The organism is Dietzia sp. 111N12-1, assembly GCF_001658045.1.
GTDB classification, from domain to species: Bacteria; Actinomycetota; Actinomycetes; order Mycobacteriales; family Mycobacteriaceae; genus Dietzia; species Dietzia kunjamensis.
Map to the genome: position 1 here is coordinate 33,483 of NZ_LSSV01000024.1, position 12,983 is coordinate 46,465.

Consider the following 12,983-nt stretch of genomic DNA (forward strand, 5'->3'; position numbering starts at 1 on the left):
CACCATGGGAGAGGTGCTCCGGTCCACCACCGGACATGAGCCCGACCAGCGGGGCCACTGGGGGCCGTTCGGCGGCCGTTACGTCCCCGAGGCGCTGATGGCGGTGGTCGACGAGGTGACCGACGCCTACGCCAAGGCCCGGGCGGACGACGAGTACCTCGACGAGCTCGACCGGTTGCAGCTCCACTACTCGGGTAGGCCGTCGCCGTTGTACGAGGCGACGCGGTTCGGTGCGGAGATCGGTGCGCGGGTGTTCCTCAAGCGCGAGGACCTCAACCACACGGGTTCCCACAAGATCAACAACGTCCTCGGCCAGGCGCTGCTCGCGCAGCGGATGGGCAAGAAGCGGGTGATCGCGGAGACCGGCGCCGGTCAGCACGGGGTGGCCACGGCGACGGCGTGTGCCCTCCTCGGCCTCGAGTGCAAGGTCTACATGGGCGCGGTGGACGTGCGCAGGCAGGCGCTCAACGTGGCGCGGATGCGGTTGCTCGGTGCCGAGGTCGAGGCCGTGGAGATCGGTTCGGCCACGTTGAAGGACGCGATCAACGAGGCGATGCGGGACTGGGTCGCCCACGCGGACGACACCTATTACGCGTTCGGTACCGCGGCCGGGCCGCACCCCTTCCCGACGATGGTCCGCGACTTCCAGCGCGTCGTCGGCGCCGAGGCCCGGGTGCAGATCCTCGATCAGGCCGGTCGGCTGCCGGACGCCGCCGTGGCGTGCGTCGGCGGTGGTTCCAACGCGATCGGGTTGTTCCATTCGTTCATCGACGACGAATCGGTTCGTCTGGTCGGGTGCGAGGCCGGGGGTGACGGCGTGGGGTCCGGACGCACCGCGGCGACCGTCAACGCGGGGACGCCCGGGGTCTTCCAGGGTTCGTACGCCCATCTCATGCAGGACTCCGACGGGCAGACGATCGAGTCCCATTCGATCTCGGCGGGCCTGGACTACCCGGGTGTCGGGCCCGAGCATTCGCGCCTGGCGGAGATCGGGCGGGCCGAGTACCGCCCGATCACGGATACCCAGGCCATGGACGCGTTCGCTCAGTTGTGCCGCACCGAGGGCATCATCCCCGCCATCGAGTCGGCGCACGCGATCGCCGGTGCCGCGCAGCTCGCCGCGGAGGGCGTGGACCTCATCCTGGTCAACGTCTCCGGTCGCGGCGACAAGGACGTCGACACCGCCGCCCGGTGGTTCGGCCTGTTGGACGGGGGGACCCCGCCCGAGGCCGGGGTGGATTCGAGCGAGGGCGCCGACGACGGCGCGGGCGAGTTCGCGGACGGAGGAGTCGAGGGATGAGCGTTCTCAGTGACGTGTTCGAGCGGTGCCGGAGCGAGGACCGGGCCGCGCTCATCGGCTACTACCCGGCGGGTTACCCGACTCTCGAGGGGTCGATCGACGCCGTGCGCACGATGGTCGAGGGCGGATGCGACATCGTCGAGGTCGGCATCCCGTACTCCGATCCCATGATGGACGGGCCGACCATCCAGGCCGCCGCCGACACCGCGATCGAGGCCGGGTTCCGCGTGGCGGACACCTTCGAGGTGGTCCGCGCGGTCGCCGCGGCCGGTGCGGTCCCCGTGGTCATGACCTATTGGAACCCGGTGCTCCAGTACGGTGTCGACCGTTTCGCTGCCGACCTCGCCGCCGCCGGCGGTACCGGCGTCATCACGCCCGACCTCATCCCCGACGAGGCCGACGACTGGATCGCCGCGTCGGACGCCCACGGAATCGACCGGGTGTTCCTCGTCGCGCCGTCGTCGACCCCCGAGCGACTCGCGATGACGCTCTCCCACACGGGCGGTTTCGTCTACGTCCAGGCCGTCATGGGTGTCACCGGCGCCCGGGACGTCGTCTCGGACGCGCCCCGGACCCTCACCGCGCGGGTCCGTGAGATCTCCGGCCTCGCCTGTGGGGTCGGGCTGGGGGTGCGCAACGGTGAGCAGGCGGCCGAGATCGCCTCGTACGCCGACGGCGTGATCGTCGGGTCGGCACTCATCACGGCGGCGACCGAGGGGCTCGACGCCCTTGGGAGGCTGACCGCCGAGTTGGCCGAGGGCGTCCGTCGAACCGGAGCAGCGTCGTGATCCCCAGCCCTCCCCAGGGCGTCTGGGAGATCGGTCCGTTCCCCCTGCGTGCGTATGCCCTGTGGATCATCCTCGGCATCGTCGTCGCCATCTGGTGGGGCGAGAAGCGCTGGGTCGCCCGTGGCGGCCGGGCCGGGGTCGTGATCGACACGGCGCTGTGGGCGATCCCCTTCGGCCTGATCGGCGGACGGATCTACCACGTGGCCACCGATTGGTACCGCTACTTCGGAGAGGGCCGCGATCCCGTCGACGCGTTGAAGATCTGGGATGGCGGCCTGGGCATCTGGGGGGCGGTCGCGTTCGGCGCTCTCGGCGCCTACATCGGTCTGCGCCAACAGGGCATCCGGGCGCTGGGGGCGCTGGGCGATTCGATCGCCCCCGGCATCGTGTTGGCACAGGGGATCGGCCGACTGGGCAACTACTTCAACCAGGAGCTCTACGGCCGCGAGACCGATGTGCCCTGGGCGCTGGAGATCTACCAGCGCTACGACGAGTCCTACGGGTACTCGGAGACGATCGGGCGGTCGACCGGACAGGTGCTGGCGACCGTTCACCCGACATTCCTCTACGAACTGCTGTGGAACGTTCTCGTGGCGATCGCCCTGGTGCTGATCGACCGGCGGTTCCGCCTGGGCCACGGTCGGCTCTTCGCCCTCTATGTGGCGTTGTACTGCTTCGGTCGCTTCTGGGTGGAACTGCTGCGCGCGGACGCCGCCACGGAGGTGTTCGGACTGCGCATCAACACCATCGTCTCCCTCGTGGTGATGCTCGCCGCGCTGGTGTATCTCTGGCGGGCCCGCCGCGGCCGGGAGGAGGCCTCCGACCTGCGGGCGCCGGACGACGTCGGGGACGACCCGGCGGAGGGTGGTCCCGCGGGCGACGCACCCCCGTTGGCCGGTCGTTGACCTCGGGTTAACCGGGTGGCCGGTCGAGGGGACTAGATTGGTACGAGTGAATCGTCGTACCAAGATCGTCTGCACCCTGGGTCCCGCCGTCGCGTCGGAGGAAGGAATCCGAGAGCTGGTCGACGCGGGCATGGATGTCGCCCGCCTCAACTTCAGCCACGGAGAGCACTCCGACCACGAGGCCAACTACCGATGGGTCCGCAAGGCCTCCGACGAGTCCGGCCGGGCCGTCGGTGTCCTCGCGGACCTGCAGGGCCCCAAGATCCGACTCGGCCGCTTCCTCGAGGGCCGGCACGAGTGGGAGGAGGGCGACCGTGTCGTCATCACCGTCGCCGAGGTGGAGGGCACCAAGGATCGCGTCTCGACCACCTACAAGGGGCTGGCGAACGACGCCCGCCCGGGAGACCGCCTCCTCGTCGACGACGGCAACATCGGACTGACCGTCGAAAACGTCGACGGTGACGACGTCCAGTGCGTCGTGACCGAGGGCGGTACCGTCTCCAACAACAAGGGCGTGTCCCTGCCGGGCATGAACGTCTCGGTCCCCGCGTTGAGCGAGAAGGACATCGCCGACCTCCGGTTCGCCCTCGGCCTGGGGGCGGACTTCATCGCCCTGTCGTTCGTGCGGTCGCCGGCGGACGTCGACCTCGTGCACGAGGTGATGGACGAGGTGGGCATCCACGTTCCCATCATCGCCAAGCTGGAGAAGCCGGAAGCCGTCAAGAATCTCGAGTCCATCGTCCTGGCATTCGACGCCATCATGGTGGCCCGGGGCGACCTCGGCGTGGAGTTGCCGCTGCAGGAGGTGCCGCTGGTCCAGAAGCGTGCCATCCAGATCGCGCGCGAGAACGCCAAGCCCGTCATCGTGGCCACCCAGATGCTCGAGTCGATGATCACGAACTCCCGGCCCACCCGGGCCGAGGCGTCCGACGTGGCGAACGCCGTCCTCGACGGGGCGGACGCGGTGATGCTCTCGGGGGAGACCTCCGTCGGCAAGTACCCGATCGAGACCGTACGCACGATGTCGTCCATCGCACTCGCGGTGGAGTCGGACTCCACGGCCGCGCCGGATCTGGTGCACATCCCACGGACCAAGCGCGGTGTCATCTCCTACTCCGCCCGCGAGATCGGTGAGCGGCTGGGGGCGAAGGCGCTCGTCGCGGTCACCTCGACGGGGGATACGGTGCGGCGGCTCGCCCGTCTGCACAGCCACCTGCCGCTCATCGCCATCACCAGCGACCCCCGCATCCGCAGCCAGCTGGCGCTGACGTGGGGGACCGAGACCTTCCTCACCGACCGCGTCAACGACACGGCGGAGATCGTCAAGGTCACCGACGAGATGCTGCTCCCGCTCGACGGGTACAACGAGGACGACCTGATCGTGCTCGTCGCGGGGAACGTGCCGGGCGTCGAGGGGTCAACCAACTTCATCCTCGTCCACCGGATGGGCGAGGTCGACCACTGATCACCATCGGATAACAACCGACAGGCGCCGGTGAGCAAGCCGCTCACCGGCACTTTCGTCTGTGTTCGTGCCTTTGACGTGACAGAGTCGAGACACTTCTGTTACCTTCTTGGAGTCGACTGGGAAGCCGGTCACGTCCCTGCTTCACCCGCTCCAGTCTCCGAGGTTCCCTGATGTCCGACGCCACTCGCATTTCCTACGCCGAGCTCGCCGATCGACTCGGCGTCGAGGGCACCGGCGCGACCGCCGGGCGCCACCGCGCCGCCCGCTCGTCCAACATGGGCCGCCTCGTTGCCGGCACCGTCGCCGGCGCCGCCCTCTCCGGCGGCATGGCCATGGCCGCCGCCCCCGCAGCCTCCGCCCAGTCCGCCGAGATCAACGCCGACCAGCTGACCGAGATGGCGCAGGGCGTCATCCAGGGCATCGGCCTCACCGAGGACCAGCTTCGGGAGTACGCGATCGACCCGGCTGTGTTCGGCTCGCTCGGTGTCCCCTCGGTCGGTGGCGCCCACGCCCCGACCTACGGTCCGATCACCTCCGGCTTCGGCCCCCGTTGGGGAACGTTCCACAACGGCACGGACTTCGGTGCACCGATCGGGACCCCGATGTTCGCCGCCAAGTCCGGCACCGTCGTGGCTGCCGGCCCGGCCTCGGGGTACGGACTGTGGATCCGGATCCAGACCGACGACGGCCACCTGCTCGAGTACGGACACAACGACCAGAACCACGTCTCGGTCGGCCAGCGGGTCAACGCCGGGCAGGTCATCGGAACGGTCGGAAACCGCGGCTACTCCACCGGGCCGCACCTGCACTTCGGCGTGCGCAACCCGGCCGGCCAGTGGATCGACCCGGTGCCGTGGCTCCGCGCCAACGGCGTCGCCGTCTGATCGATCGACGCCCCCGACACGCACCCGTCGCGCCCCGTCTCCCCTCGAGGAGGCGGGGCGCGACCGCGTTGACGGGCCACGTGTCGGGCCTTTCTGACACAGTGGGGCGAGAGAGTCCACCACCAGTCGAGAGGCGATCCATGTCGCAGACCGTCAAGGGCGTCATTGCCCGTAGCAAGGGGGCCGAGGTCGAGTTGGTCGACGTCGTCGTCCCCGATCCCGGACCGAACGATGTCATCGTGCGGGTGCAGGCGTGCGGCGTCTGCCACACGGACCTGGCATACCGGGACGGCGGGATCAACGACGAGTACCCGTTCCTGTTGGGCCACGAGGCCGCGGGCATCGTCGAGACCGTCGGTGACCGGGTCACCCATGTCGCCGAGGGCGACTACGTCGTCCTCAACTGGCGCGCGGTGTGCGGTGAGTGCCGGGCCTGCAAGAGGGGCCAGCAGCAGTACTGCTTCGCCACCCACAACGCCTCGCAGAAGATGACGCTGAGCGACGGCACCGAGCTCACCCCCGCGCTCGGCATCGGCGCGTTCATCGACAAGACCCTCGTCCACGAGGGGCAGTGCACCAAGGTCGACCCGGCGGCGGACCCGGCGGTCGCCGGACTGCTCGGATGCGGTGTCATGGCCGGCATCGGCGCGGCCGTCAACACCGGCCAGGTCAGCCGTGGCCAGTCCGTCGCCGTCATCGGGTGCGGTGGAGTCGGTGTCGCCGCGGTCGTGGGCGCCCGACTTGCGGGCGCCTCGACGATCATCGCGGTCGATATCGACGACACCAAGCTCGAGTGGGCCAAGGACTTCGGTGCGACCCACGCGGTCAATTCGACCTCGACCGATCCGGTGGCCGCTATTCAGGAGCTCACGGACGGCTTCGGCGCCGACGTCGTGATCGACGCCGTCGGTCGGCCGGAGACGTACGAGCAGGCCTTCTACGCGCGTGATCTCGCCGGGACCGTGGTCCTGGTGGGCGTGCCCACGCCGGAGATGCGGTTGGAGTTGCCGCTGCTGGACTTCTTCGGCCGTGGTGGCTCGCTCAAGTCGTCCTGGTACGGCGACTGTCTGCCCGAGCGCGATTTCCCGATGCTCGTGGATCTGCATCTGCAGGGTCGGCTCCCGCTCGAGAAGTTCGTCTCCGAGCGGATCGGCATCGGGGCCGTCGAGGCGGCGTTCGACGCGATGAAGTCCGGTTCAGTCCTCCGATCGGTGGTGACGATGTGAGCGAGATCCACACCAGCGCCGGGCACGCCGGCGGTCTGCGTATCGAGAAGGTCGTCACGAGCGGCATCTTCGCGCTCGACGGCGGCGAGTGGGAGGTCGACAACAACATCTGGATCCTCGGGGACGACTCCGAGGTGTACGTGATCGACGCCGCGCACACTGCCCAGCCGATCATCGACGCGGTGGCGGGCCGCCGGGTCAAGGGCATCCTGTGTTCGCACGCCCACAATGACCACATCACCGTGGCGCCGGAACTGTCGGAGAAGCTGGATGCGCCGATCCTGGTGCACCCGGGTGACCAGATGCTGTGGGACGAGACCCATCCCACCGTCTCCCACGGCGAGCTCTCCGACGGGCAGCGTCTGGAGATCGCGGGTACCCGCATCGACGTGATGAACACGCCCGGGCACTCACCGGGATCGTGTGTGTTCCACGTTCCCGAGGCGGGCGTGTTGTTCTCTGGCGACACCCTGTTCTCCGGCGGACCGGGGGCCACGGGCCGCTCGTACTCGGATTTCCCGACCATCATCACCTCCATCCGCGAGCGCATCCTCACGCTGCCCGCGGAGACGCTGGTGCACACCGGTCACGGTGACGGGACGAAGGTCGGGGACGAATCCCCGCACCTCGAGGAATGGATCGCCCGAGGGCACTGAGACCGCCGCCGTGGGCGCGGGGAGGACTGACGCGGGGGAGGGGCCGGGGAGATGACGACAACGAGGACGCCCGCAGAGTCCGGTCCTCCCACTCCGTGGCACACCCTCGCGCCCGCGGAGGTGTTGTCCCGCCTCGGTGCGGGCCCGGACGGGCTCACCAGCGCCGAGGCGGGCGCCCGTCTCGTCCGGCACGGGCCCAACACCTTGCCCGAGGCCGAGCGGGTGCCCGCGTGGCGGCGGGTGGCGAGGCTGTTGGCGGATCCGATGATCCTCGTGCTCGCGGTCGCGGCTGCGGTGAGCGCGGGGGTGTCCCGGGAATGGGAGACCCCCGTGGTCATCCTGCTGGTGGTCGCACTGAACACGATCCTCAACTACGTCCAGGAGACCCGTGCCGAGGCCGGTCTCGCAGCCCTACGCGATATGTCGGTCCCGCACAGCCGGGTGGTGCGGGACGGCGTGGAGACCGAGATCGACAGCAGTGGGCTCGTCCCGGGCGACATCGTGGTGGTGGAGTCCGGAGACAGGGTCCCCGCCGACGGCCGGATGCTCTCCGGATCCCGGTTGCAGGTGGCCGAGGCGACGTTGACCGGGGAGTCGGCCCCGGTGGACAAGGCCGCGGGAGCGGTACAGGACGTCGACGCGCCTCTCGGAGACCGCGCTGGCATGGTCTTCATGAACACGGAGGTCACCCGGGGCCGGGCGCGCATCGTGGTGACCGGTACCGGTGAACACACCGAGATGGGCGCTATCGCGGACCTGCTGGGCGGTGCGGGCGCCGGTCCGACGCCGCTGCAGAAACGGATCGGTACGCTCGCCCGCGTCCTCACCGGGATCGCGCTGACCGTGGTGGGACTGGTCCTCGTGATCGGGCTCGTGCGCGGTCAGTCCTGGGAGGACATGCTCCTGTCCGCGGTCTCCCTGGCGGTGGCCACGATCCCGGAGGGGCTCACGGCGGTCGTGGCGTTCACGCTCGCGATGGGTGCCTCGCGCCTGGCCCGCGAGGGCGCGATCATCAAGAACCTCGCCGCCGTCGAGACACTCGGTTCGACGAGCCACATCGCGACGGACAAGACCGGGACCCTCACTCTCAACGAGATGACCGTCACGCGGATCGTCGCGGGCGGCGGGTCGTACTCCGTGACCGGGACCGGATACGACGGGGCCGGGACCGTCCTGTCGTCCGACCCGGACGTCGTACCGGACCTGAGACGGGCCGCGGTGGCCATGGCGTTGTGCAACGACGCGATCGTCGCCGACGGGCGACTGGTCGGAGATCCGACCGAGGGCGCACTGTTGGTGGCGGCGACCAAGTGCGGGATCGACGTCGAGGGGCTGCGCGCCGCCCGTCCGCGGGTGGCCCAGGTCCCGTTCGACTCGGCGTACAAGTTCATGGCGACGGTCAACCGCGCACCGGGTGGAGACCTCGTCCTCCACGTCAAGGGTGCCACCGGTGCCGTTCTGCCTCGCGCCACGCACGTCTGGGACGGGGCGACGGCGGTGGAGCTCGACGACGAGCGGCGTGGAGCGTTGCGCGCGGACACGGAGGGGCTCGCCGCGTCCGGCCTGCGCACGCTGCTCGTGGCTGCCCGGCCTTTCGGCGACGGTGACGGACAACCCGACGAGGACTCTCTGCTCGGCGAGGTCCGCGACCTGACCGTGCTCGCGGTGCTGGGGATCGTCGACCCACCGCGGCCACGTGCGGCCGAGTCGATACGCATCGCACACCAGGCGGGCATCTCGGTGCACATGATCACCGGTGACCATCTGGTCACGGCCTCGGCCATCGCCCGCGACCTCGGTATCGGCGGGGAGGCGGTGAGCGGTGTCGATCTGGACCGCATCGACGCCGAGGAGCTGTCCGCCCGGGCCGCTCGCCTCGGAGTGCTGGCCCGCGTGACCCCCGAGCACAAGATTCGGATGGTGCGGGCCCTCCAGGCTGACGGGGACGTGGTGGCGATGACGGGAGACGGTGTGAACGATGCGCCCGCCCTGCGCCAGGCCGACATCGGGATCGCCATGGGGATCACCGGTACCGACGTGTCCAAGGGCGCGGCGGACATGGTGCTCACCGACGACAACTTCTCGACGATCGTCTCCGCGGTGCGCCAGGGGCGGGGGATCTACGACAACATCGTCAAGTTCGTGAAGTTCCAGCTCACCACCGCGTGGGCGTTCGTGATCGTCTTCCTGGCGAGTGGTCTGTTGGGGCTGGCGACGGTGCCGTTCACCGCGCTGCAGGTTTTGTTGGTCAACATCGTCATGGACGGCCCGCCGGCGATGGCCCTGGGCGTCGAGCCTGTGGAGAAGGACGCCATGCGCAGGCCTCCGCGGCCGGCCGGCGAACAGATCCTCACTCCGGCGCGATTGGTGCGGATCCTCTGGCTGGGTGTGGTGATGGCCGGGGGTACCCTGCTCGTGCTGGCGTCCGCCGAGGCGGTGTTCCCCGATCGAGCAGGGGAACCGCTGTTCGCCACCACGTTGGCGTACGCGACGTTCGTCTTCTTCCAGGTGTTCAACCTGATGAATGTTCGATCCGACCACGGCTCGGTGTTCTCCCGCGACATGGCGCACAACGCCCCGATCTGGGTCGCGCTGGGCGCGGTGCCGCTGCTGCTGATCGCGGTGGTCCAGGTGCCGTTCCTGCAGGGCGTCTTCGACACCACCTCGCTCCGCGCCGACGAATGGCTGCTGGCCACCGCGGTGGCGTCGTCGATCCTCTGGCTGGAGGAACTGCGCAAGGCCGGCGCGAGATGGCGTACGCGACGGGCCGGTGCGTCGGGCAGGATGGACGTGGTCTGACGCGCCCACCCGAGGGCGCCGCCACCACCGCGTCAGGTAGCGGGCGCGACACGGTCGGACCGACGAGGAGGAGTCATCATCATGGCCAGGGTCACCGCCAGCAACACCATCGTCATCGAGGCGCCCGTCGAGGCCGTGAGCGCGGCGATCGCCGACTACGCGCAGGTCCGGCCCCGCATCCAGCCCGAGCAGTTCAGCGCCTACCGCCTGATCGAGGGTGGACAGGGGGACGGCACCGTCGCGGCGTGGAACCTCCAGGCCACCAAGAAGCGAAGCCGGGACGTCAAGGCCAACGTCACTGTCGACGACGCCGCCGCGCACTGGTCACTCGTGGAGAAGGACGAGAACTCGTCCATGGCCACCACCTACACGGTGCGCGAGGCGACGGGGGGCGCGCTCGTCGAGATGACCACCTCGTGGGACGGCGCCGGGGGAGTGGGTGGATTCTTCGAGCGGACCTTCGCGCCGGCCGGGCTCAAGCGCATCCAACACGCCCTGCTGTCCAATCTCAAGGACGACCTCGAGGGGTAGCCGACCGGGCTCCGACCGGGCTCAGTCCGGCCGGGCTCAGTCCGGCTGGTCCGCCGAGCGGGAGCGGTCCGCCGAGGGACTCGTCGTAGTCGTGGTGGCGGACTCGGCCGCCTCGACATCCGTCCCCGTGGGCGCGGCCGCCGCGGCCGCCTCACGCGCGGCCTCGGCCTGTGCCGAGCCGGTCCGGAGCACGATCTGCGGCATGAACGCCAGGATCACCGAGGCGGCCACGGCGAGGATGCCGGCCACCAGATAGATCTCGGACATGCTCAGTGCGTAACCCTGCTCGAAGGGGTGGGCGACCAGCTCGGGAAGCCGGTTGATCACCGAGGAGTCCTTGGTGACCGTCTCCAGTGCCCCCGCGCCGGTGGTCGGGTCGGCGAGGGCCCGGACGATCCCGTACGCGTCGGGATCCTGCCGCAGGGCGGGGTCGGCGAGGCCCTCCTGAACACCGCGGGCGAGGCTACCGTCGGCGGCGGCCTGCTTGAGTTCGCCCGAGATGGAGCCACCGACGCGGCTGAAGAGAATTGACAGGAACACCGCGACGCCGGCGGTGCCACCGAGCTGACGGAAGAAGGTGGCCGACGCGGTGGCCACACCGATCTCCCGCGGACTCACGGCGTTCTGGACGATAAGGGTGAGCGGCTGCATGCAGTTGCCGAGCCCGATGCCCAACACCAGCATGTAGACCATCACCAGCGTCAGCGACGTGTCGGCATCGATCGTCCACAGCAGGAACAGGCCGACAGCGGCCACCGCCGTGCCGAAGATCGGGAACTCGCGGACACGACCGGTCCTGGAGATGAGCTGGCCCGACACGATCGAGGCACCCATCATCCCCGCGACCAGCGGGAGCATCATGAGTCCCGACTCCATGGGATCGGCGCCGTGCACGATCTGCATGTACAGCGGCAGCGTCATCATGCCGCCGAACATGGCCATACCCACGATCACGCCTCCGACCGTGACGATCGCGAAGGTGCGGTCGCGGAACAGGCGGAGCGGGATGAGGGCCTGGTCGCCCGCGCGGGCCTCCACGATGAGGAAGAGCCCGATGCCGGCCAGCCCGACGACGTAGCAGCCGAGGGCGGCGGGGGAACCCCACCCCCAGGTGTTGCCCTGCTCGGCCACCAGCAGGAGAGGTACCAGACCGACGACTATCGCGGCGGCCCCCGCCCAGTCCACGCGATGGTCGACCCGGACGTTCTTGACGTTGAGCGTGATCATCACGAGGGTCAGGGCCGCCGCGCCGATGGGGACGTTGATGAGGAAGATCCAGCGCCACCCGTCGATGCCGAAGATCGTGTCCGCCCCGGCGAAGAACCCGCCGATCACCGGCCCGAGGACCGACGACGACGCGAAGACCGCCAGCATGTAGCCCTGGTATTTGGCGCGGTCACGGGGCGGGATGATGTCGCCGATGATGGCGAGCGCCAGGGACATCAGTGCGCCGGCACCCAGTCCCTGGATGCCGCGGAAGACGGCGAGCATGTACATCGAGGTGGCGAGCGTGCAGAGCAATGAGCCGAACACGAAGATGACGATGCCGATCACGAAGAACGGTTTGCGCCCGTAGATGTCGGAGAGCTTGCCGTACAGGGGCGTCGAGATGGTGGACGTCATGAGATACGCGGTGGTGACCCACGCCTGGGCGTCAAGGCCCTGCAGGTCGTCGGCGATGGTGCGGATCGCCGTGCTCACGATGGTCTGGTCGAGGCTGGCCAGGAACATGGCGGACATGAGGCCGGCCAGGATGACGAGGATCTGGCGGTGCGTGAACTCGCCGTCCTCGCTTGCGTGGACCGAGGATGTCTTGGGAGTGGTCATCGGTTCTCCTCGGCGGAGGTGAGAGAGCAGAGTTCGGCGTGGAGGGAGTCGGCCAATCGGGCGAGGTCCGCGATGAAGGCGTCCGCCCGGTCCGGCGTCCAGTCCTCGAGGAGGCCGGCCATCCAGTCACCACTGCGCTCGAACACTTGGCTGACGAGATCGGTGCCCTCGGCGGTGAGTGTGACGAGGCTGGCACGTCCGTCATCGGGATCGGGGACCTTTGCGATGAGCCCGCGGGTCTCGAGTTGGCGGACCTGGCGACTCACCACCGAGACGTCGGTGTGGACTCGGGCGGCCAGGTCGGTGACCCGGGCCGGGCCGTCATGGATGGCGAACAGCAGCGGATGCGCGGACGGCTCGACGGCCTCGTCGTAGCGGGGCACCGAGAGGTTGACCGCACGCAGGAGTTTGACCACCCGCGAGAGGTCCACCACCAACCGGCCACCGCGTTCCGCGTCTATCGCCATCTTGACTCCTCGAACCGATTGCTTGCAACAAGCAAACATTACGCGCGTCGCGGACCACCGCGCCACCGGCTGGCGCGCGGGTGGAGAGGGCGGAGGCGGTGATGAGGTGATGAGGTGATGAGAGGAATACGA

Annotated in this window: 11 protein-coding genes; 9 read left to right on the forward strand and 2 right to left on the reverse strand. The window is 69.2% G+C overall.

Annotated elements, in window-relative coordinates; translation table 11 throughout:
- Positions 1-4: 4 nt before the first annotated feature.
- The 9 genes from trpB (at position 5) to AYO52_RS04910 (ending at position 10,557) form a co-directional block, all read left to right on the forward strand.
- Positions 5-1,300 carry a tryptophan synthase subunit beta gene (trpB, locus tag AYO52_RS04870; protein ID WP_067713988.1) on the forward strand — a complete coding sequence of 432 codons (1,296 nt, stop codon included), beginning with the start codon at positions 5-7 and terminating at the stop codon, positions 1,298-1,300.
- Positions 1,297-2,088 carry a tryptophan synthase subunit alpha gene (trpA, locus tag AYO52_RS04875; protein WP_067713990.1) on the forward strand — a complete coding sequence of 264 codons (792 nt, stop codon included), beginning with the start codon at positions 1,297-1,299 and terminating at the stop codon, positions 2,086-2,088. Before trpB ends, trpA begins: the two co-directional genes overlap by 4 nt.
- The gene (gene lgt / locus AYO52_RS04880) at positions 2,085-2,993 is read left to right on the forward strand and encodes a prolipoprotein diacylglyceryl transferase (protein WP_067713993.1); all 909 of its coding nucleotides are present in this window, start codon (positions 2,085-2,087) and stop codon (positions 2,991-2,993) included. The genes trpA and lgt overlap by 4 nt, the downstream gene beginning before the upstream one ends.
- Positions 2,994-3,039: 46 nt before the next feature.
- A complete protein-coding gene (gene pyk / locus AYO52_RS04885) occupies positions 3,040-4,458 on the forward strand; it encodes a pyruvate kinase (RefSeq protein ID WP_067713995.1) in 1,419 nt (472 codons plus the stop codon).
- A gap of 173 nt (positions 4,459-4,631) precedes the next feature.
- Entirely contained in the window at positions 4,632-5,345 is a 714-nt protein-coding gene (locus AYO52_RS04890) for a M23 family metallopeptidase (protein WP_082923784.1), read from the forward strand.
- Positions 5,346-5,485: 140 nt separating this feature from the next.
- Positions 5,486-6,571, forward strand: a complete 1,086-nt coding sequence (locus AYO52_RS04895; protein WP_067713998.1) for an S-(hydroxymethyl)mycothiol dehydrogenase — start codon at positions 5,486-5,488, stop codon at positions 6,569-6,571.
- Entirely contained in the window at positions 6,568-7,227 is a 660-nt protein-coding gene (locus tag AYO52_RS04900) for an MBL fold metallo-hydrolase (RefSeq protein ID WP_172812117.1), read from the forward strand. The genes AYO52_RS04895 and AYO52_RS04900 overlap by 4 nt, the downstream gene beginning before the upstream one ends.
- Positions 7,228-7,278: 51 nt before the next feature.
- Positions 7,279-10,026, forward strand: a complete 2,748-nt coding sequence (locus AYO52_RS04905) for a cation-translocating P-type ATPase (protein ID WP_067714001.1) — start codon at positions 7,279-7,281, stop codon at positions 10,024-10,026.
- 81 nt (positions 10,027-10,107) lie between these two features.
- Positions 10,108-10,557, forward strand: a complete 450-nt coding sequence (locus tag AYO52_RS04910) for an SRPBCC family protein (RefSeq protein WP_067714004.1) — start codon at positions 10,108-10,110, stop codon at positions 10,555-10,557.
- A 36-nt stretch (positions 10,558-10,593) separates the two neighbouring features.
- Here the strand turns inward: AYO52_RS04910 and AYO52_RS04915 are convergent, their stop codons facing one another.
- Together AYO52_RS04915 and AYO52_RS04920 are read right to left on the reverse strand one after the other, a co-directional pair.
- Positions 10,594-12,384 carry an MDR family MFS transporter gene (locus tag AYO52_RS04915; protein ID WP_067714008.1) on the reverse strand — a complete coding sequence of 597 codons (1,791 nt, stop codon included), beginning with the start codon at positions 12,382-12,384 and terminating at the stop codon, positions 10,594-10,596.
- Entirely contained in the window at positions 12,381-12,851 is a 471-nt protein-coding gene (locus AYO52_RS04920; RefSeq protein ID WP_067714010.1) for a MarR family winged helix-turn-helix transcriptional regulator, read from the reverse strand. The genes AYO52_RS04915 and AYO52_RS04920 overlap by 4 nt, the downstream gene beginning before the upstream one ends.
- Positions 12,852-12,983: the final 132 nt, after the last annotated feature.